This window comes from Methylobacter sp. (genome assembly GCF_023227905.1).
In the GTDB taxonomy this organism is placed as follows: domain Bacteria; phylum Pseudomonadota; class Gammaproteobacteria; order Methylococcales; family Methylomonadaceae; genus Methylobacter_A.
The window spans coordinates 36,648-56,226 of the sequence record NZ_JALOCF010000009.1; the positions used below are offsets into that span (position 1 = coordinate 36,648).

At 50.5% G+C, this 19,579-nt stretch carries 18 protein-coding genes; 13 read left to right on the forward strand and 5 right to left on the reverse strand.

The window, feature by feature from the left end:
* Nucleotide 1: 1 nt before the first annotated feature.
* On the reverse strand, nucleotides 2-349 hold the full coding sequence (gene arsC, locus M0R47_RS05695; protein WP_292551591.1) for an arsenate reductase (glutaredoxin): 348 nt from the start codon (nucleotides 347-349) through the stop codon (nucleotides 2-4).
* 77 nt (nucleotides 350-426) lie between these two features.
* On the opposite strand from arsC, the gene ubiA reads away from it, so the two are divergent.
* From ubiA to M0R47_RS05720, 5 genes are all read left to right on the forward strand, one after another.
* On the forward strand, nucleotides 427-1,305 hold the full coding sequence (gene ubiA / locus M0R47_RS05700) for a 4-hydroxybenzoate octaprenyltransferase (RefSeq protein WP_292551594.1): 879 nt from the start codon (nucleotides 427-429) through the stop codon (nucleotides 1,303-1,305).
* Between the two features lie 288 nt (nucleotides 1,306-1,593).
* Entirely contained in the window at nucleotides 1,594-1,893 is a 300-nt protein-coding gene (locus M0R47_RS05705) for a DUF6763 family protein (protein WP_292551597.1), read from the forward strand.
* Nucleotides 1,894-1,909: 16 nt separating this feature from the next.
* The gene (locus tag M0R47_RS05710) at nucleotides 1,910-2,755 is read left to right on the forward strand and encodes an ATPase (RefSeq protein ID WP_292551600.1); all 846 of its coding nucleotides are present in this window, start codon (nucleotides 1,910-1,912) and stop codon (nucleotides 2,753-2,755) included.
* An 18-nt stretch (nucleotides 2,756-2,773) separates the two neighbouring features.
* On the forward strand, nucleotides 2,774-3,838 hold the full coding sequence (locus tag M0R47_RS05715; protein WP_292551602.1) for a homoserine O-succinyltransferase: 1,065 nt from the start codon (nucleotides 2,774-2,776) through the stop codon (nucleotides 3,836-3,838).
* Nucleotides 3,839-4,306 (forward strand): nucleoside deaminase, encoded by a 468-nt coding sequence (locus M0R47_RS05720; RefSeq protein ID WP_292551605.1) that lies wholly within the window; start codon nucleotides 3,839-3,841, stop codon nucleotides 4,304-4,306. It abuts the gene before it with no gap.
* 102 nt (nucleotides 4,307-4,408) lie between these two features.
* On the opposite strand, the gene M0R47_RS05725 is transcribed toward M0R47_RS05720, so the two are convergent.
* Complete coding sequence (locus M0R47_RS05725) at nucleotides 4,409-4,813, reverse strand: hypothetical protein (protein ID WP_292551608.1); 405 nt, start codon at nucleotides 4,811-4,813, stop codon at nucleotides 4,409-4,411.
* Nucleotides 4,814-5,130: 317 nt separating this feature from the next.
* Here M0R47_RS05725 and purM point away from each other — a divergent pair, with 317 nt between their 5' ends.
* Nucleotides 5,131-6,150 (forward strand): phosphoribosylformylglycinamidine cyclo-ligase, encoded by a 1,020-nt coding sequence (gene purM / locus M0R47_RS05730; protein ID WP_292551611.1) that lies wholly within the window; start codon nucleotides 5,131-5,133, stop codon nucleotides 6,148-6,150.
* Nucleotides 6,151-6,403: 253 nt separating this feature from the next.
* Here purM and M0R47_RS05735 read toward each other — a convergent pair whose 3' ends face one another.
* Nucleotides 6,404-6,535: a hypothetical protein gene (locus tag M0R47_RS05735; RefSeq protein WP_292551614.1), complete on the reverse strand. Its 132-nt coding sequence runs from the start codon at nucleotides 6,533-6,535 to the stop codon at nucleotides 6,404-6,406.
* 191 nt (nucleotides 6,536-6,726) lie between these two features.
* On the opposite strand from M0R47_RS05735, the gene M0R47_RS05740 reads away from it, so the two are divergent.
* The 7 genes from M0R47_RS05740 (at nucleotide 6,727) to M0R47_RS05770 (ending at nucleotide 17,486) form a co-directional block, all read left to right on the forward strand.
* Nucleotides 6,727-8,193 carry a helicase HerA-like domain-containing protein gene (locus tag M0R47_RS05740; protein WP_292551617.1) on the forward strand — a complete coding sequence of 489 codons (1,467 nt, stop codon included), beginning with the start codon at nucleotides 6,727-6,729 and terminating at the stop codon, nucleotides 8,191-8,193.
* A gap of 440 nt (nucleotides 8,194-8,633) precedes the next feature.
* Nucleotides 8,634-8,981 carry an FUN14 domain-containing protein gene (locus tag M0R47_RS05745; RefSeq protein ID WP_292551620.1) on the forward strand — a complete coding sequence of 116 codons (348 nt, stop codon included), beginning with the start codon at nucleotides 8,634-8,636 and terminating at the stop codon, nucleotides 8,979-8,981.
* A gap of 25 nt (nucleotides 8,982-9,006) precedes the next feature.
* The gene (locus tag M0R47_RS05750) at nucleotides 9,007-9,360 is read left to right on the forward strand and encodes a metalloregulator ArsR/SmtB family transcription factor (protein ID WP_292551623.1); all 354 of its coding nucleotides are present in this window, start codon (nucleotides 9,007-9,009) and stop codon (nucleotides 9,358-9,360) included.
* Nucleotides 9,361-9,416: 56 nt separating this feature from the next.
* Nucleotides 9,417-9,896, forward strand: a complete 480-nt coding sequence (locus tag M0R47_RS05755) for an arsenate reductase ArsC (protein WP_292551626.1) — start codon at nucleotides 9,417-9,419, stop codon at nucleotides 9,894-9,896.
* Nucleotides 9,897-9,915: 19 nt separating this feature from the next.
* Entirely contained in the window at nucleotides 9,916-10,995 is a 1,080-nt protein-coding gene (gene arsB, locus M0R47_RS05760) for an ACR3 family arsenite efflux transporter (protein WP_292551629.1), read from the forward strand.
* 774 nt (nucleotides 10,996-11,769) lie between these two features.
* The gene (locus M0R47_RS05765) at nucleotides 11,770-17,001 is read left to right on the forward strand and encodes a hypothetical protein (protein WP_292551632.1); all 5,232 of its coding nucleotides are present in this window, start codon (nucleotides 11,770-11,772) and stop codon (nucleotides 16,999-17,001) included.
* Nucleotides 17,002-17,294: 293 nt separating this feature from the next.
* Nucleotides 17,295-17,486: a hypothetical protein gene (locus tag M0R47_RS05770; protein WP_292551635.1), complete on the forward strand. Its 192-nt coding sequence runs from the start codon at nucleotides 17,295-17,297 to the stop codon at nucleotides 17,484-17,486.
* Nucleotides 17,487-17,530: 44 nt separating this feature from the next.
* Here M0R47_RS05770 and M0R47_RS05775 read toward each other — a convergent pair whose 3' ends face one another.
* Both M0R47_RS05775 and M0R47_RS05780 read right to left on the reverse strand, forming a co-directional pair.
* A complete protein-coding gene (locus tag M0R47_RS05775; RefSeq protein ID WP_292551638.1) occupies nucleotides 17,531-18,187 on the reverse strand; it encodes a response regulator transcription factor in 657 nt (218 codons plus the stop codon).
* A 427-nt stretch (nucleotides 18,188-18,614) separates the two neighbouring features.
* Nucleotides 18,615-19,562 (reverse strand): SCO family protein, encoded by a 948-nt coding sequence (locus M0R47_RS05780; RefSeq protein WP_292551641.1) that lies wholly within the window; start codon nucleotides 19,560-19,562, stop codon nucleotides 18,615-18,617.
* Nucleotides 19,563-19,579: the final 17 nt, after the last annotated feature.

The window sequence follows — 19,579 nt, forward strand, 5'->3', positions numbered from 1 at the left end:
CTTATAAAATAGCGAGTACGGTTTCCGGCGGGCGCCCGACTGCCGCTTTGCCATTTGCAATGACAATAGGCCGCTCGATTAAAATAGGATTGTTCACCATGCCTTGTATCAGTGCGTGTCGATCCAGTGACGCATCGTCCAAGCCTGCTGCTTTATATTCGGCTTCTTTTTTGCGCATTAACTCGCGCGGCTCCATGTCCAGCTTTTGCAAAATGTCATCCAGTTCCTGGGGGCTCGGAGGCGTTTTAAGATATTCGATAACTTCCGGTTCGATGCCTTGATCTTTCAATAACTGCAAGGTCTGACGCGATTTGCCGCAACGTGGATTGTGATAAATCTTTACGCTCATGCTTCACCTGCTCATTAAAATAAAAAAGCTATAATAGCATTTTTAACAAAACTCACGCGTTGGAAAAGGCAATAACGATGATGGACAGAGCAATGGATCGAGTATGGGATCGAATCAAGCAGTACTGGTTATTAGCGCGATTTGACAAGCCTATCGGCATTCTGATTTTGTTGTGGCCGGCACTATGGGCGCTGTGGGTTGCCAGCGACGGCAAGCCTGATCTGCTGGTGCTGACCGTTATTTGCCTGGGTGTCGTGTTGATGCGGGCCGCCGGTTGCGTGATTAATGATTACGCAGACCGCGACTTCGACCCGCACGTGGAACGCACCAAGCAGCGGCCTATCGCCGCCGGCAAGGTAAGTCCCAAGGAAGCGCTGACGGTTTTTATCGTGCTGTGCTTGTGCTCTTTCGGGCTGGTATTGTTGCTGAACACCTACACCATCATGCTGTCGTTCATCGGTGCATTTTTGGCCGCCAGCTATCCGTTTATGAAACGTTACACCCATTTGCCCCAGGCTTATTTAGGCATGGCTTTCGGCTGGGCGGTTCCGATGTCGTTTGCCGCGCAGCTAGACAGCATTCCGCTCGTAGGTTGGATAATGTATTTGGCCACCATATTATGGGCGCTGGTGTATGACACCATGTATGCGATGGTGGACAAGGACGATGATTTGAAAATAGGCGTTAAGTCGACCGCCATCCTGTTCGGCGCTTACGACCGTCACATCATGGCCGGATTGCAGTTGGTCATACTCGGATTGCTAATTATAGTCGGGCAAATGGCAAACGCCGGCTGGCCTTATTATGGCGGGATTTTAATTGCGGCCGGTTTGTCGGCGTACCAGCAGAAATTGATTTTTCACCGGGAAAAAACGCTGTGTTTTAAGGCGTTTTTAAACAATAACTGGTTTGGTATAGCTGTATTTTCAGGCTTGGTAGCGGATTATTGGCTTTGATGAATAAAGACGCTTGGCAAGAGTAAAGACCATGCCGTTATTTTTGCGGTCAAGCTTGTTGATTTCTTGCATGATAGCGTTGCTTCCTTTATAAATACGGCATCCCAATGATTGCTCATCAGCCTCGCTGTAGCAGGCTTTAACGGTGATTTCAACAGGAAAGATCAAAAACTGAATTTATCCAATTTGTTAAAAAATACCTTTGTATTTTCTTTAGCATTGTTAGTAATATCACTTACATCTTTAGACATTTTCTACCCAAACATCCTAAAGCATTGAGGAATGATCATGACAACCATAGCAGACCCCATTATCGGCAGTTGGTACAAGGACGTAGAAAACAATCTGAAATTTAAAGTCATCGCCGTTGAAGAGAGCGATGATTCCATTGAAGTCCAGTACCTTAACGGCGATATTGGCGAATACGATCATGAAAGCTGGTATAACTCGACCTTCGATTATATCGAGGACCCGGAAGACTGGAGTGCGCCCTTTGACGATCTTGAAAGCGATGATCTGGGTTATACCGACCCCGACGAGCACCGGCCCAATCCCGAAGACATGGACATCGAAGATTACCTGGATTAATTAGGAAGAACATTACATGAAAATGAGTCCTCAGGAATTCCTGGACTGGAAAACAAAACGCATTACCCTGTTGGCAATGTCCGGTGCCGGAAAAACCACGCTGGCCAATAAATTGCCTAAAGCCAAATGGTTTCATTATTCCGGCGACTACCGGATAGGCACAAAATATCTGGAAGAGCCTATCCTGGACAATATAAAACGCCAAGCCATGCGCGTTCCGTTTCTGCGCGAGCTGCTGCTTTCCGACTCCATCCATATCAGCAATAAAATAACCGTTGATAATCTGGCTCCGGTTTCCAGCTTTCTTGGCAAACTCGGCAATCCTGAGTCGGGCGGGTTGTCGCTGCACGAATTTAAGCGCCGCCAAAGGCTGCATCATCAGGCCGAAATTGCCGCAATGAATGATGTGCCGGAGTTTATTGATAAAGCAGTAGACATTTATGGCTATCAGCATTTTGTCAATGATGCGGGCGGCAGCGTTTGCGAGCTGGACTGCCCCGAAGTGCTGGAAACATTGGCGCAGAATACGCTGATTATCTACATTAAAATACCGTCGGCGCTGGAGCAAACCATTATTGACCGCGCAAAATCCGATCCCAAGCCCCTTTATTATCGGGAAGCGTTTCTTGATGAAAAACTGGCTGAATTCATGCAGCTTAGAAATTACTCTTCCGCCGATGCGATACAACCGGATGATTTTGTCTCCTGGATTTTTCCGGAGCTATTCAAATCCCGCTTACCTCGCTACCAAGCGATTGCCGATCAATACGGCTATACGGTTGATGCGAATGATGTGGCCACCGTTAAAGGTGAGGATGACTTTATCCGCCTTATCGCCGATGCGCTTGCTTCCCAGCAATAATATGGGAGGAGCCCGCTTATGCCCTTAGTTGCTCATACTGATTTACCCACTTTCCAGCGCCTTCGTGAGGAAGGGGAGGAAATATTAGATCCCGACCGCGCCAGTAACCAGGACATACGGGAAATGCACATCGGCCTGCTCAATATGATGCCCGATGCGGCATTGGAGGCGACAGAACGGCAGTTTTTCCGATTGGTGGGGGCGTGCAATCAAATTGTTCAATTTCATGTGCATCCTTTTACCATTGAAGGGTTGAGTCGAAGCCCGGAAGCGCAAGCCCATATTGCCAAATATTACGAACCCTTTGAGAAAATCAAGCGGGATGGATTAGATGCGCTGATTATCAGCGGCGCTAATGTTACCCATCCCCACTTGCCCGAAGAGGAGTTTTGGCAGCCGTTGGCCGAAGTTTTTTTCTGGGCCAAGGAAAACGTCACATCGACACTTTGTTCGTGCCTTGCGACCCATGCGGTCATTCAATACTGCTATGGCATTGAGCGCACGCGCTTGCCGGCCAAGCGCTGGGGCGTGTTTTCGCACAAGCTAACCAACCGCACGCACCCGCTGGTCGCGGAAATCAACACCCGTTTCGATGTCCCTCATTCCCGGTTTAATGAAATATTCCAAAACGATATGGAGCGGCACGGGATTAAAGCCCTGGCTGTCAGCAAGGATGCCGGCGTACATCTTGCGGTCAGCCCGGATGGTTTTCGCATTGTGTTTTTCCAGGGACATCCTGAGTATGATGACATCAGCCTGTTAAAAGAATACAAGCGGGAAGTCTTGCGCTTTTATCGCGGCGAACGGGATGACTATCCGCCGTTTCCCGAAAATTACTTTAATGATGCCGTACAGCAGATATTGGTTCGTTATGAACAAGTGGTCAGGTCGGCCAAACAAAACGGGCAGAGGCTGGAAGAATTTCCGGAAAACCTGATCCTGGAGCACATTGACAATACCTGGAGCGACACGGCAAAAGCGGTATTCAACAACTGGCTGGGAAAGATTTATCAACTCACCCATCAGGAGCGGGGCCTGCCTTTTATGGACGGCGTAGATCCAAACAACCCCTTGGGTTTATAGATGCATACCGAGTTTTTGCAGCAAGCCATTGATCTGGCCGTGGAAAATGCCAAGTCAGGGCAAGGCGGCCCTTACGGGGCGATTATCGTAAAAGACAACCAAGTGATTACCGCCAGCGGCAACAGAGTCACCAGTACCATTGACCCTACCGCTCATGCGGAAGTGATGGCTATCCGCCTGGCTTGCCAGAAACTGCATGATTTCCAGTTGCGAGGCTGCATTCTCTACTCCAGCTGCGAACCCTGCCCTATGTGTTTGGGGGCCATTTACTGGGCGAGGCTTGAAAGAGTTTATTTTGCCTGTAGCCGGCATGATGCCGCTGCCGCCAACTTTGACGACAGCTTTATTTACGATGAGATTTCTGTTTTGCCGCATGAGCGCAGTATTGCCATGCTGCATTTGAACCTGCCGAATGCGATGCAGCCGTTCAATATTTGGGCTGAAAAAAGCGATAAGGTGCTTTATTAAAAACAGGCTAAAGGCGAAGAGAGCGGCCCTATGTAGCTTATGACTTATATGCTCCTACGTGACGGAGTTTTTTCGCCTTTCGCCCTTTGCCTTTCGTCTCCATTATTTATCGGCTATCTTAATTAGCCACCCGGCCTGATCGTAACATCCCAATTCTGCTGTGGCTTTGGCATTGATTCTGACAAATTGGCCATTCAAAGTTGCCGGCAGCTTGGCCTTAACCCGGTGAAAGCTGCTGTTGCTTTCAACCGTATACTCAAGGTTCTGATTTTTAGCCGTCAATTTAATGGAGTCTGGTTTGGCCCAAGGCGAGATCATGAAAGAAAGCGTTGATTCAGGCGGAACCTCAGTTTTCTCGGGTTCTTGATAGACGGGAAGGTTAAAATCCCTGAACTGGGGTTTCTTGCAAATTTCATCTGTCTTGCCAGGATCATAGGCACTTGCCGTGCCGGCAACTAACGCCGCAGCAATAAATAGCAAGGGGCTAAGCATTTTTGTTATTTTCATATCCACTCCTCTAAAAAGGCGTTGTGTCGCCAGTGATGACTCCGGTAAAGCCGCTGTGTTTAACGGGGAGCCATATTAATTATTCTTCTAATAAATTCAACTTGCCGCGACATTTATACAAACGCTACGCGGACGCCCGATAAATCAAATACACATTCATATCCTTCAGACAAAACCGATGATGTCTTGTACAATATCGGAAGTTTAAATTTTAGCAAGAGAACACCACATTGAGCGAACAAAATCAAGAAAACATGACAAATTCGCCGGGAGCGAATTTGCATTTACCCGCAGGGTGCCGGGCAGGAGAGCCCGGCATGAATTATAAAAGTGCCGGCGTTGATATTGAGGCCGGCAATGCCTTAGTTGAACGCATCAAGCCTATTGCCGCCAGAACAAGGACGGCAGGTGTCATGGCGGGCTTAGGCGGTTTTGGCTCCATGTTTGAGTTGCCGTTGGATCGTTATCAGCAGCCGGTTCTGGTTTCCGGTACCGACGGCGTAGGCACCAAGCTGAAGCTGGCCAATGAGCTGGGAGTTCATGACACCATCGGCATCGATCTGGTTGCGATGTGCGTTAACGATATTATCGTTCAAGGTGCAGAGCCTTTGTTTTTTCTGGATTACTTTGCCACCGGCAAGCTGGATGTCGATACTGCCGCGGCGGTTGTAGACGGCATTGGTAAAGGCTGTGAATTGGCAGGCGCGGCGCTGGTCGGCGGCGAAACAGCGGAAATGCCAGGCATGTATGCGGACGGCGAGTATGATCTGGCGGGTTTTTGCGTCGGCATCGTGGAAAAAAGCAAAGTGCTTGACGGCAGCAAAGTCAACGTCGGCGACAAACTGATTGGCATCGCATCATCCGGTCCGCATTCCAACGGTTATTCCTTAATCCGTAAAATCATTGCCCACAGTAATGCAGCACTTTCCGATACCTTCAATGGCCAAACCTTGGGCGCGGCCTTGCTGGAACCGACCCGAATCTACGTTAAATCGTTGTTGGCGTTGCTGGACAAAGTGTCGGTACACGCGCTTGCGCATATTACCGGCGGGGGGCTGACAGAGAATCTGCCACGCGTGCTTCCGCAAGGCACCAACGCCCACATTGATCTTGCTTCCTGGGAGTTTCCGGGCATCTTCAAGTGGTTGCAGGATAAAGGTAATGTCTCTCAGGCAGATATGCTGGTTACCTTTAATTGCGGCATCGGCATGATCGTTTGTGTTGCTCCCGAAGATGAGCGGGCAACGCTTGAAACGCTTGGCCAATTGGGCGAACAGGCCGTTACTATCGGCGAACTGGTTGCGTCGGAAGGCAAGCCGGAAGTTAAATACCTTTAAACTGGCTTTAACTATTCTCACTTAAGGCATATCACACGAAGAACAAGAAGTTTTTATCCTGACTTTTTCTTCGTGTCTCGGCAATTGCTCCTGCATTCCCCCACGAGGATGTGGGGGATGCAGATTTTGCATGGAGCAAAAATCTGTCCATGCAGTCGTTCGTGGTAAAACTCTCTTAAGCTATTGTGTAAAACTGCATAAAACATCAGGCGTTTGATCTCGTAACAACGGGACAAACGCTTCCGCCAGTAATTTAAAGCCCAGAATATGCCCCATCAATAATAGTGGCGGCAATCTCTCTATCATCTTGCCAGTTAGAAATATCATCAATAAAGCTTTTAGCGATTTTTAGCACATCCAGCGGAATTTGCTTCAGATAAGCCATCGTAAAAAGCCAGTGACGATTCCAGACGCTCGTCGGAATGAATTCGATTTTCGGTATTTTATTACCAATATCATGATGATGCCTGTTATGGAGAGATTGTCTGCAATCCATTTCTGAAAGAAGCGTTGCTTTCTTGCAAGCGGTCGCTGTGCTAGGATGCCTTAAATTGTCATCATTGAAAGGACATTCTTATGCAGGAAATTTTAATTGGCGGTCAGAACGGTATTCAAGTCATTATGGACGCTGCAATGGCTAATCGCCATGGCATGATTTCAGGGGCGACCGGTACGGGTAAAACAATTACCCTGCAAATTCTCGCTGAAGGTTTTTCAAAAATAGGTGTTCCTGTTTTTCTAGCCGATATCAAAGGCGATCTGTCCGGTATTACAGTTCCCGGTCAGCCCCATGAGAAAATTTCCGAGCGTGTTCAACAGATTGGCATCGCTAATTATCAGCATCGCGGTAATCCAGCTGTTTTCTGGGATATTTTTGCCAAAACCGGATGTCCGGTGCGCACCACTATTTCAGATATGGGGCCGTTATTGCTCAGCAATTTGCTGGAGTTGAATGATACGCAAACCGGGGTTCTTTACAGTTGCTTTAAAATCGCCGATGACAATGGCCTGCTATTGCTGGATTTAAAAGATTTGCGCGCCATGTTGCGCTGGATGGGCGATGAGTCTAAAGAGCTGCAAACAGAGTACGGCAATATTTCCGATGCAAGCATTGGCGCCATCCAAAGGCAGTTATTGGTGCTGGAAGAGCAGGGTGCTGAGATGTTTTTTGGCGAGCCTGCCATACAGCTGGAAGATTTTTGTAAAACGGATTTTTCGGGCAATGGCGTCATCAGCATTCTTGATGCGACCGAGCTGACTAGAAAATCACCGCGTTTATATGCCACTTTTTTACTCTGGCTGCTATCCGATTTATTCGAAAACTTACCGGAAGTCGGCGATTCGGACCGCCCCAAGCTGGTGCTGTTTTTCGATGAAGCGCATCTGCTGTTTGATCAAGCCCCCAAAGTATTGGTGGATAAGATCGAACAAATTGTCAGGTTGATTCGTTCCAAGGGCGTAGGTGTTTATTTTATCAGTCAAAGTCCGCTGGATGTTCCCGAAGATATTTTGGGCCAGCTGGGCCTTAAAATTCAACATGCCTTAAGAGCTTACACGCCGAAAGATCAACAAGTAATCAAAAGCGTCGCCGCAACATTTCGTAGTAATCCAAAGATAAATACAGAAGCCGCTATTCAGGAATTGAAGACAGGCGAAGCCTTGGTTTCAGTACTGAATAAAGATGGTAGTCCAGCACCGGTCGAGCGAATTTTCATTTGTCCGCCTGAATCTCAACTAGGCTCGATATCCCCGCAGCAACGCGACGAAATAATGCGTCGATCACCCTTTAGCGGCCGGTATGAGCAGGAAATTGACCGGGAGTCAGCCTATGAATTGCTTAAAAGAAAAGCCGAACTGCAGGACAGCCAGGCGGTAAAAGATCCACAAATCAAACAGCCGACAAAAACAACATCCAGTCAGTCAAGTGGCCGGCAAAGCGTCGGCGAAGCGCTGCTAAAAAGTGCGGCGCGTAGCATCGGCAGTACGGTAGGCAGGCAGATTATTCGAGGCATTATGGGCTCGTTATTGGGTGGCCGGCGATAATTCAAGCCCTGCTTCTGCAACAGCTCAACAAGCGCTTCAGCCGATAGCGGCGGGCTTTTGATATAGCCTTGGTACAAGTCGCAGTTTTTTTCCTGCAAGAACGCCAGTTACTGCGGTGTTTCTACACCTGTGTTGTTGAGAAGCCCCATAATCTTCTTTGATTTCCCGACAAGCAGTTTGCAGTCTTTTTCAATTTAAGGTGTGCGGCTGGAAAGCCTGCTTCATCCAGTGCCGTAGGGGCAGCGCGTTAATATCGCTACGCTGGGGCTGCTGTGAGAAAAAATCCACTGTATAGGTTTGTTTTCTGGCGTGATTGAGTTTAATGATAAAATGACGGATTGCTTTTTATCGCCCGGAAGATTTTGCAGCAGGTGCAAAAAATTTTGGCTGATGGCAAACTAAAATTATCTCAATCACCACCACAGCGGAAATTCGTAATCATGAGTACCCAAGCAGTCGATACGGCATCTTCTACCGACACTTTTTCCTCGACTTTTCTAATCGGCAATGTCGGCGCCCCGTTTGTTATCGGACTGGCGGTCGGCTATTTTGCCAAAAAAATGTTACGCACGGCGCTGTTTCTGGGAGGAGCCGTCATCGTGCTGCTATTTGTCGCGGAATACTACGACATCATCGATATCACCGATGAAAAGCTGCAACATGCGGCCACAGCCGCAACGGAAGCAGCCAAAAGCTCCGGTGGTTTTTTGGTTGATCGTCTGACCAGAGTTACCAGCAAGGGCGTCAGCGGGGTGGGCGGTTTTTTTGTCGGACTCAAGCTAGGCTAGGTATTCGTCCTTAGCCACTCTCAATATGATCACACCAACCACTCTATTCAAATGCTTGGCCGATGAAACGCGCTTGCGCTGCGTGGTTTTGCTGCATAAAGAAGGCAGGCTCTGCGTTTGCGAGTTAACCCATGCGCTGGATTTATTGCAACCCAAAATTTCGCGCCATCTTGCGCAATTACGGCAAAGTAACCTGCTGCTGGACAGCCGCGAAGGGCAGTGGGTGTATTATCAGATTAACCCCGAGTTGCCGGCTTGGGCTTTTGAGATTCTGGATATTGCCGTCAAACAATTTGCTACCCATAGCAAACAGCAAAAAGACAGCGACCGGTTGAAGGCGATGGGCAGTCGTCTTGAGATAGCGAAAGATTGCCGCTGAATTTTTTTGCCTTATAATATTCGTTTATTCGAATATATAAATGTTAGGAGTGAGGCATGCTAAACGTTTTAATTTTGTGTACCGGGAATTCTTGCCGAAGCGTGCTGGGCGAGGCGCTTATCAATCATCTGGGCGGCGACCGGTTTCAGGCTTTTTCCGCCGGCAGCCATCCGACCGGCAAGGTAAATGCCAACGCGCTGGCGACATTAGCGCGTCACGGTATTTCAACCGAAGGTTTTTCCAGTCAATCCTGGGATGAATTCGATGATAAAGGCATTGATATCGCCATTACCGTTTGCGACAGCGCGGCCGGGGAAGTCTGCCCGGTCTACCTAAATAGTGTGATTCGGGCGCATTGGGGCTTGCCTGATCCTGCCCATGTCGCCGGCAGTCAGGAAGACATTGAAGCGGCTTTCGAGACAACCTACGCGGCTTTGGAAAAGCGGATACAGCAACTATTGGCATTGCCGGTTGAGACAATGTCCAGGCTGGAACTGACCGGGGCGCTGAACAAGATCGGCGCGGAAACGCTCTAACACACTGGAAATAACAACCATGAACACACAATTAGACCACGCTCCGAAGCGTTTGGGATTTGTAGCGCGGTTCCTGACCTTATGGATATTCCTCAGCATGGCGGGCGGGATCGCACTGGGCTACTTCATCCCCAGCTTCACCCAATGGCTGACCCGGTTCCAGGTAGGGACCACTTCCATGCCCATCGCTATCGGCCTGATCCTGATGATGTACCCGCCGCTGGCCAAGGTGCGCTACGAGGAGCTACCCAAGGTTTTCAAAGACACCAAAATTCTGCTGTTGTCCCTGATCCAGAACTGGATCATCGGCCCGGTGTTGATGTTTGCGCTGGCGGTTATTTTTCTCCGGGATTATCCTGAATACATGGTCGGCCTGATTATCATCGGCTTGGCCCGCTGCATTGCGATGGTGCTGGTCTGGAATGAACTGGCTGAGGGCGATAACGAATATTGCGCAGGTCTGGTCGCGTTCAACTCCATCTTCCAGATGCTGTTTTTTGCTGTCTATGCCTATATTTTCGTTACGGTCTTGCCGGATTGGCTGGGCATCGCTTCCGGCCTTGAAGTTCAGGTTACCATGGGCCAGGTTGCCGAAAGCGTATTGATTTATCTGGGTATTCCTTTTTTCGGCGGTATGTTCACGCGTTTTTTCCTGGTGCGACGCAAGGGTTTGCAATGGTATGAGCAAACTTTCATGCCCAAAATCAGTCCCATTACGTTGATTGCGCTGCTGTTTACGATTCTGGTCATGTTCTCCCTCAAGGGCGAATATATCGTGCAACTGCCAATGGATGTGGCGCGCATCGCCGTACCGCTGATCATCTACTTTTTGATCATGTTCCTGGTCACGTTTTATATGTCGGCCAAGGCCGGAGCAGGGTATCGCGTTAGCGCCACGCTATCGTTTACCGCGGCTGGCAATAATTTCGAACTGGCTATCGCAGTGGCGGTAGCGGTTTTCGGGCTGGAATCAGGACAGGCGTTTGCGGCAGTCATCGGCCCTTTGGTGGAAGTGCCGGTATTGATCGGGTTGGTCAAAGTAGCGCTTTATTTCAGGCAAAGCCTGTTTCAGGCGGGCAAAAAAAATGCGGCTGGTTAAGGCCGCATTAAAAAGGATATAAAACTCTGAATTCCGAGGAGGAAATTGAACTTCAAGAGCGCGGCTATATTAGCATTAAATGATATAGAAAGGGTGTGACATATTGTCGCGCGCACCAGACAGAGTGGCCGTTCGTCTTTTATAAGCACGTGAAACGGCGGGCAAAGCTTCCGCTCCTCGGCAATCGCTCCCTGCATTGCTCTACCTCCTGCATAACCCACAAGGATGTGGGGAATGCAGATTTTGCATGGAGCAAAAATCTGTCCATGCAATCGTGCTCACGCTCCTTACCTACATGACCCACAGGGATGTGGTGGCCGCGATTGCTCCAGGCAATCTTGCGGCATTTCCTCCATCCTTGGAGGTCAATGCAGATATTGTATAAGGCCATAGATGCCTGTAGTAGAGCAACGCAGGAGCGGTTGCCGAGGAGCAAATATCTGTCCCTATAGGCAAAAAAAATGCGGCTGGTTAAGCCGCATTAGAGAAAGATATAAACTCTGAATTCCTAGGAGGAAATTTGCATCTCAAGAGTTGTATATATACTAGTAAAAGTACTTATATAAGGGAATGTGGCATATTGTCGCGCGTCAGAGTATCGCAGAGTTGAGTCAAGCAACATCTGTGTAATTCGGTAGGGAGATATAATTTTTTGCAGTATTTCAGGGTTTTACCTGATTTTTAATTACTTTCCGAAGTTGTATTGTTGAGCCTCACTTAAAAAGCTGAGGGCCACTCAACATAGTTTGCTTGAACAAATTCAGGAGAGTAATTATGAAGTTACAACCTAATGTTCAGACCAAAATCCAATTCGTAACTCCATCGCCCGCTAAGTCGTGTTTGTTAGTATTGATGCTGGCGGCAACAAACCTGGCTCAGGCGTGCATAACCGCCGATGTGGTTGCGCTAGACCAGGTTCTCTATTATAACCGGCTCGGAGCGATGAATCCGTCGGGGATGATTTATGCCCTGAAACGCGATGTCGTTGCCATCACCGGAACGACCCCATCCGCCGGAAACGCGATGCTGCGGCCCGGCAAGCGCCCCAGGCCTTTGGTGCTGCGCGTTAACGAAGGCGATTGCCTGACCGTCAATTTTACCAACTGGCTCAGTCCGACCTTGTCAGGTTCTTTGCAAGCTCCGATCGCACCCAGCAGCCTTGACCCCAATGCGACGGCGGTTAAAAACGACGACGGACCGGCCACGCGCACCGCATCGTTTCATGTGCTCGGCATGCAGGCGCAAGGCATCGAATCGGATGGCTCGTACGTCGCTAATAATGCCGACAGCCTGGCAAAACCGGATGAAGTCAAAACTTACACCTTTTATGCCCAAAAAGAAGGCACTTATTTTGCCTACAGTACGGCGGCGACCACAGGCGGCGAAGGCAACGGCGGATCGCTGGCTCACGGCCTGTTCGGCGCGGTCAATGTAGAAAACAAGGGCGCACAGTGGTACCGCAGCCAAGTGACGGAACAGGATCTGGCATTAGCCGCGACGGGTTCAACCCAATCTGACGGAAAATATTATCCGCTCATCGATTATGAGGCCGTTTACCCCGCCATTGAAACCCGTAAACCGGCCGAGCAGCTCAGCCTGACCACCGCTCAGGACGGCACTACCAAGGCGACCATGACCGCTCTGACCAGCAATACCGGCTTTATTGCCGATGATGCCGGTAAAACCTTGATCGGAGAGAAAGGTAAGGCGCAGATCGAAGAAGTTTTTGCCGATGGCTCGGCCAAGGTAACGATAGCGGAAGCCTTTAACAGCGAAATACCGCCCTATACCTGGAAAATCGAAGGAACAGCTCCCCATCCTTTTGCCGGAACGCCGATAATGAACATGCTGAATGGCAGCGAGATCGTTCATTCCGACCTGAACGCGATCATCACCGGACCCGGTCTGGGAGCGTTTGCAAGCAAGCAGGAACCTAACAACGCGATTTATCCCGGCCGCACCGACCCGTTCCGCGAATTTACCGTGATCTATCATGACGAAATCAAGGCGGTTCAGGCATTTCCAGCCTGGTACAACGACCCGGCCTTTATGCACACCTTGCACGGCGTCAGGGACGGTTTCGCGATCAATTACGGATCAGGCGGCATCGGCTCGGAAATCATCGCCAACCGGTTAAAACTCGGCCCGATGAAAGACTGCGTCGAGTGCAAATATGAAGAATTCTTTTTAACCTCTTGGGTACTGGGTGATCCGGCAATGGTGGTCGACATGCCGGCAAGCGTTAATGCCAAAGGCAAGGGCGTGGTTGACAACCCACGGTTCGCGACCAAAGCCTACTTTCCTGACGACCCGTCCAATGTTCACCACAGCTATCTCAATGACCGGGTGAAATTCAGGAATCTGCATGCAGGTCCCAAGGAACATCACATCTTCCACCTGCACGCCCACCAATGGCTGCACACTCCCGATAGCGACAACTCCGCGTATCTGGACAGCCAAAGCATCGGGCCGGGCAGCGGTTATACCTATGAAATCGCCCACCACGGCAGCGGCAACCGCAACCGGACGCCGGGCGATTCGATATTCCATTGCCATTTTTACACCCATTTTGCCCAGGGTATGTGGGAGTTATGGCGGGTTCATGATGTCCTGGAAACCGGCACCGTCATGGCCACGGACGGCAGGCCGGCGCAAGGTTCCAGGGCATTGCCGGATAATGAAATCAAGGCGGGCACACCGATACCGGCATTGGTACCGATGCCGACCATGGCGATGGCGCCGTTGCCCGGCGCCAAGGTGGAGATCGAATACAAGGCAGGGGCGCCGACGGGCCAGGTCAAATTGCCCGAGGTAGCAACGGGCAACCCCGGCTATCCGTTTTTCATTCCCGGAATTGCCGGACACCGTCCGCCGCATCCGCCGATGGATACCCTTGTCGATGGCGGGTTGCCCAGGCATATAGTCACCGCCGGTACGGCGACCGGCTATCAAGAGCGGGATAATTTCAACAAGATATTGAATACGCTGGTCGCGAAAAAGCTGCCGGAATCCGGAACGCCGTGGGAAAGGCAGGCGATGTTATTCCATGGCGGCGACGGCGACACAAAGGGGCCGAATCAGTACGACACGCCGAAACCGGATGGCAGCGGCACCGGTTCATTCAAGGTCAACGGCCTGCCTGCTGTTGCCGGTGCGCCTTATGCCGACCCGTGTGTTAACGATGCCCAGCAGCCCGCGACCGGCAACAACCGTTTTTACCATGCCGCGGCCATCCAACTGGATGTCAAAATGAACAAGGCTGGCTGGCATTTTCCGCAGCAGCGTATTCTGGCCTTATGGGACGACGTGGCTGATACGATTGACGGCAAAAGGCCGCCTGAACCGTTCTTTTTTAGAGCCAACAGCGGCGAGTGCATCACCTTTGAACACACCAACCTGGTTCCTAATGTGTATAAAAAGGATGATTTCCAGGTCGAGACGCCGACCGACATTATCGGCCAGCATATCCACCTGGTTAAATTCGATGCCACCTCGTCCGACGGTTCCGGCAACGGTTGGAACTACGAAGACGGCACCTTCAGCCCTGAAGAAATCCACGAGCGCCAAGTTGCGCTGAACGCTCCCGAAGGGCAATGGCTGGACCCTGACGACGCCAATGCCGTCAAACCCTCCGTATGTACATTGGATGGATTTGAAAAAGGCAAGGGCAACTGCGTGCAAACCACGGTGCAGCGTTGGTACGCCGATGATGTGACCAATAATGTCGGTGAAGACCGGACGTTGCGCACGGTCTTCACCCACGACCATTTCGGCCCGTCAACACACCAGCATCCGGGGCTTTATGCCGGTCTGGTTATTGAACCGGCGGGTTCGATATGGAAGCATAATGAAACCGGGGCGGTCTTGGGCGGAAGAAATGATGGCGGTCCGACCAGCTGGCAGGCCATCATCGAGCCCGGCAACGGCGAAAAACCTTACCGCGAGTTCATGCTGGAAATGGGCGATTTTTCGCTCGCCTACCGGCCGGATGGCACACCGGTTAACCCGCCCGGAAAAATGGAAGACGGGCTACATAATCTGCTGGCTGTCGCACCGACCTGTCCGGGCGGCGGCGCAAGGCCCTGTCCTGAAGCCATTTCCGCGGAAGACCCAGGGACCATGACGGTAAACTACCGCAACGAGCCAATAGCCCAACGCATCAATAACGGCACAAACGGGCAAACAACCGGCAAGCCGGGGGATCTTTCGTTCGCCTTCGAATCACGGACGGACCGGGCTATTAACGAGTTGAACACTCAGCCGGCGTTTTTTTCCTGGCCGTTAACCAAGAATGTAATGCCCGGCGATCCGTTCACCCCGTTATTGAAAGCGTATACCGGCGATAAGGTCCAGATCAGGGTTCTGATGGGCGCGCATGAAGAAGGGCATAACTTCAGTGCCCACGGTATCAAGTGGCTGTTCGAGCCGTCCTTGAAAGACTCCGGCTATAAAAATTCGCAAATGCTGGGCATTTCCGAGCATTTCGAGTTTGAAGTGCCCGCTGTGAACGCCGTCAAAGGAGATACCCCCTGGGCCGATTTTGCCTACTTTCCGGGAGCCGCTACAGACGATGTCTGGAACGGTCTGTGGGGACTCATACGGGCTTATAACGGCAAAGGAACCTTCACCAGCCAATACCCGGCGCCGACCCTGGCTAAATTGTCCAGCAACCCGAAAGGGACAGCGCTGCCGGCGATGACTTGCTCCGGAGGCAAAAATAGCGATCCCAATTGCGTAAGCATGAGCGGCGTCTGCCCGAGCAATGCGCCCCAGGTTGGCTTCAAGGTGCATGCTTTTCTGGCGCGTGATGTGCTGGGCGGTCCGCTGGTTTATAACTACAGCGCCGGCCTGGAAGATCCGGGGGCTATCCTGTATGTTCGCGATACGGATTTCGACAAAAAAACCAACCGGTTGAAACGGGGCGTTCCCGTAGAACCTTTGATTCTTCGCGCCAGGGCGGGGGACTGCATTACCCTGGATCTGGTCAATCACCTTCCGGCGGATCTAAGCAGCACCCAAGCCGACGGCTACAGCACGTTGCCGATGATCGTGGAAGGCTTCAACAACAACCATATTCTGCCGTCCAGCTATACAGGACTGACGCCGCAATTGCTGGAGTTTGATGCGCTGACCAACGGCGGACTGAATGTCGGACTTAACCCGTCGTTATGGACAACAACACCTTCTGTCGCAGCGCCCGGGCAGACCGTCAAATACAAATGGTATGCCGGCAGGGCGACTGTCAAAACCGATCCGACTGCCACATCGGACCCGCTACGCCGGTTTGCCGAACCGGTGGAATATGGCGCCATCAACCTGATGCCGTCGGACCGGATCAAGCAAACCGGCAAGGGCGCCATCGCCGCGATGATCATTGAGCCGTTGGGGTCGACCTGGATCGAAGACATCGATTCGCGCGCCTCGGCGACGGTGACGCTGGCTGACGGAGCCACTCAATTCAGGGAACATGTGCTGATCTTTCAGGACGACCTGAATCTCCAGCAGAATGGAATGCCGGTACCAAACACCGCACAGTCTGAAGATCCCGAAGATTCGGGACAGAAAGCATTCAACTACAAAACCGAACCGCTGTGGACCAGGATGGGCTTTGCTCCGGAAACAGCTCTGGAGCTGACCCGCAACGAAGACTTTAGCAACGCGCTGCAAGGCGTTTCGGAAACCCCGATCTTCAAGTCCAAAGTCGGCGATAGTGTTCGTTTGCGGGTTTTGCAACCGGGCGGTCACGCGCGCAACCATGTATTTCAGCTACATGGGCACGGCTGGCAGGAAGAACCCTACGCCAACGGTTCAACGGTGATGGCTGTCAATAACTGGTCGGAATGGAAGGGGAGCGAAGCGGGCATAGGTGCCGGCAGCCATCTTAATTTGCTGTTGACCAACGGCGCGGGCGGTTATTACGGCACGCCGGGCGATTATTTGTACCGGGATCAGGCATCGTTCCAGTTTGACAATGGCCTGTGGGGGATATTCCGGGTAGAAAAGTAGAAGCTAGCGCATTGCCGATGAAGTCCGGTTAATGCGCTGGCTCGCCGTTAAAAAGAACTGGGGCATTGGTATGGCCTGTGGCGATCTGAGGGATACGTAACAGACGAGACTGTGAAAGTATTATCCAAATCAGGCTGAAAGAATTATTCACCACAAAGAACACGGAGAACACAGAGTTAATGCAATATAAAACTCCGTGTTCTCTGTGTCCTCCGTGGTTAATCTCTTAAACAGCACCGTAGGGTACGCATCGCGTACCTTTTTGGAATTTAATTCAGCGGAAAATGTTGAAAATGGTACGCAATGCGTACCCTACCGGGCTAAACCACAGGGATGTGGTGGCCGCGATTGCTCCAGGCAATCTTGCGGCATTTCCTCCCTCCCTGGAGGTCAATGCAGATTTTGCCTGGAGCAAAAATCTGTCCATGCAAGTCGTCTGTGTTCTCCGTGTTGAGTCTCTTAAACAGAATACTTTCACAGTCTAAGACGCTTTACGGCCCTATCAATGCTGAGGGATTTAAAGATCCTTTCAGGTCTGCGGGGAAAATCCGGAGCCTGCCTGACCCGCAACCGATAGCAATGTCGCTACATTATGCGCATTAAATTTCTTCATTAATGTGGCGCGATGCGTTTCTACTGTCTTTATACTGATACAAAGACTATTGGCGATTTCCTTATTCTTGTAACCTGCGGCTATCAGTTTCAGCAACTGTGCTTCCCTGTAAGTCAGGTTACAGCTTAATCTGTTGTCGATAGGTTCTTTTTCCGCTTCAACATAGCTATGGATAATCTTTGGCAGGATGTCCGCGCAAACGTAATACTGGCCTGCTACGATATTTTTTATGGCTTCAACCAATTGCGGCAATGTTGTGCCTTTGAGTATATAACCGTCGGCACCGGCGCGAAATGCAGCGTAAATATTTTCTTCGGTATCTTTGAGCGTAAAGATCAGGATTTTAGTTGTCTGCCAGCGCCTTTTTATTTCTTGTATGACTTCTACGCCGTATCTTTTCGGCATCATCATGTCCAATAAAACCAGCTTTGGCGGGGTTTGCCAAACCTGATGAAAAAGCGCGGCAGGGGCGGAAGCTTGAAAAACGACAGTAAAACCGGGTTCTTTGGATAATAGGATACAGAGCCCCTCCCTGATAATGGGTTCGCTCTCGATTATCGCAATCTTGTACATATTGATCCTCCAAAATATCACTTAATGTTTTTAACGGGCTGCTGCCCTCGCGCTTTTTAAAACACAAATTTTGGTTGATCAAAATTGTGCGCCGGGAAGATGACCATGTTCGGAATTAAGAGTTATTTAAGGCAAGGCGGACTAAAATTTGTCCATGTCATAAACGGCTACAATATAGGTTCTACGACAGTTACAAGCTATATGGCGGCAGTTACCCTGCTGGTTCTATGGTAGCGTTGGGCGTGTGTCAAAGAAATAAGTACCAGTACTAGGGTGGTATCGAAACGCTATGATGACGAGGTGATTTACCGGCTTATTCAAGCAAAAAAACCTGCTCGAAGTGTCTCCGAGCAGGTTCAGATAGCTCATCCTTTTGGAATGTTGTACTTACAGCTGCCGATAAACCGGCATCGACCGTTTGGATGGGTCAGTTCGTCTGGACATAGGCTTCCATATAATTGATCAGCGCTTCTATTTCGGCGTCGGTTAATCTAAGGTTCGGCATCGAAAGCTTCCGGTAGCGATTAAAAAGTTCGGTGGCGACAGGGTCTTTTTCCTCCAGCATTCGATCCGGCATTTTTAGCCAGCGAGCCAGCCATGCTCTATCACGCCGCTGGGTCACCCCTTGCAGCCCAGGCCCCAAGCCATCGGCTGCACCCAGACTGTGGCAGGAATCGCAGCGGGAGCGGAACAGGTCTTCGCCCTTGCTGATCCTAGGTATTTTTTGTGCCTGTGCATAACCGGCGAGTTCTGCTTTTTGATCCGCCTTGGCATGACTCAAAGACCGGCCCAATAGCCAAGCCAAAACCTTGGGTTCGTCGAAAGGAGAGCGTTTTATCCATTGCCCCGTGCTTTCATTGCCTACGAGAAAACTGGTGTTATGTTCGCCGAGTTTATTGGCTTCGATACCGTCTCTGAATAAGCCCAATTTTTTTCGCAAAAGAGTGGTATCCGCTTTGGGTCCCGTCAGAAAGCTCCAGCCGGAACCGGAACCAATCTTGAACCTTTCGGCATATTCTTTAAGTACTTTGGGCGTATCGTGCTCCGGATCAATACTGATCGAGTAAAAGAAAATATCTTTTCCCATACGATCAGCCAACAGCTTGTACACTTGGCGCAAACTAGCCGTCTCGGTCGGGCAAGTATCGCCACAGTGCGTATAAATAAAGTTAATGGCGACGACTTTATCTTTGATCATGTCATCATAAAAGCGCACCGTTTTGCCATCTTGATTGACTAATTCGACATTAGGAAAATATTTTTCTCCCCAAGGGGCCCCCTTGGGAGCGGCCCAAACCGGGCTGCCTCCAAGCGTTAGCATAGCGACTATGAATACAAGCCTCTTCAAATAACCAAGGGCGCTATGCGTTGTCATCGTTGTCCTCCTGTGCC

What these genes read in the sequence shown, in the direction of transcription:
- arsC (WP_292551591.1), bottom strand. Translation starts at nt 349, where the DNA reads ATGAGCGTAAAGATTTATCACAATCCACGTTGCGGCAAATCGCGTCAG.
- ubiA (WP_292551594.1), top strand. Translation starts at nt 427, where the DNA reads ATGATGGACAGAGCAATGGATCGAGTATGGGATCGAATCAAGCAGTAC.
- M0R47_RS05705 (WP_292551597.1), top strand. Translation starts at nt 1,594, where the DNA reads ATGACAACCATAGCAGACCCCATTATCGGCAGTTGGTACAAGGACGTA.
- M0R47_RS05710 (WP_292551600.1), top strand. Translation starts at nt 1,910, where the DNA reads ATGAAAATGAGTCCTCAGGAATTCCTGGACTGGAAAACAAAACGCATT.
- M0R47_RS05715 (WP_292551602.1), top strand. Translation starts at nt 2,774, where the DNA reads ATGCCCTTAGTTGCTCATACTGATTTACCCACTTTCCAGCGCCTTCGT.
- M0R47_RS05720 (WP_292551605.1), top strand. Translation starts at nt 3,839, where the DNA reads ATGCATACCGAGTTTTTGCAGCAAGCCATTGATCTGGCCGTGGAAAAT.
- M0R47_RS05725 (WP_292551608.1), bottom strand. Translation starts at nt 4,813, where the DNA reads ATGAAAATAACAAAAATGCTTAGCCCCTTGCTATTTATTGCTGCGGCG.
- purM (WP_292551611.1), top strand. Translation starts at nt 5,131, where the DNA reads ATGAATTATAAAAGTGCCGGCGTTGATATTGAGGCCGGCAATGCCTTA.
- M0R47_RS05735 (WP_292551614.1), bottom strand. Translation starts at nt 6,535, where the DNA reads ATGGCTTATCTGAAGCAAATTCCGCTGGATGTGCTAAAAATCGCTAAA.
- M0R47_RS05740 (WP_292551617.1), top strand. Translation starts at nt 6,727, where the DNA reads ATGCAGGAAATTTTAATTGGCGGTCAGAACGGTATTCAAGTCATTATG.
- M0R47_RS05745 (WP_292551620.1), top strand. Translation starts at nt 8,634, where the DNA reads ATGAGTACCCAAGCAGTCGATACGGCATCTTCTACCGACACTTTTTCC.
- M0R47_RS05750 (WP_292551623.1), top strand. Translation starts at nt 9,007, where the DNA reads ATGATCACACCAACCACTCTATTCAAATGCTTGGCCGATGAAACGCGC.
- M0R47_RS05755 (WP_292551626.1), top strand. Translation starts at nt 9,417, where the DNA reads ATGCTAAACGTTTTAATTTTGTGTACCGGGAATTCTTGCCGAAGCGTG.
- arsB (WP_292551629.1), top strand. Translation starts at nt 9,916, where the DNA reads ATGAACACACAATTAGACCACGCTCCGAAGCGTTTGGGATTTGTAGCG.
- M0R47_RS05765 (WP_292551632.1), top strand. Translation starts at nt 11,770, where the DNA reads ATGAAGTTACAACCTAATGTTCAGACCAAAATCCAATTCGTAACTCCA.
- M0R47_RS05770 (WP_292551635.1), top strand. Translation starts at nt 17,295, where the DNA reads ATGGTACGCAATGCGTACCCTACCGGGCTAAACCACAGGGATGTGGTG.
- M0R47_RS05775 (WP_292551638.1), bottom strand. Translation starts at nt 18,187, where the DNA reads ATGTACAAGATTGCGATAATCGAGAGCGAACCCATTATCAGGGAGGGG.
- M0R47_RS05780 (WP_292551641.1), bottom strand. Translation starts at nt 19,562, where the DNA reads ATGACAACGCATAGCGCCCTTGGTTATTTGAAGAGGCTTGTATTCATA.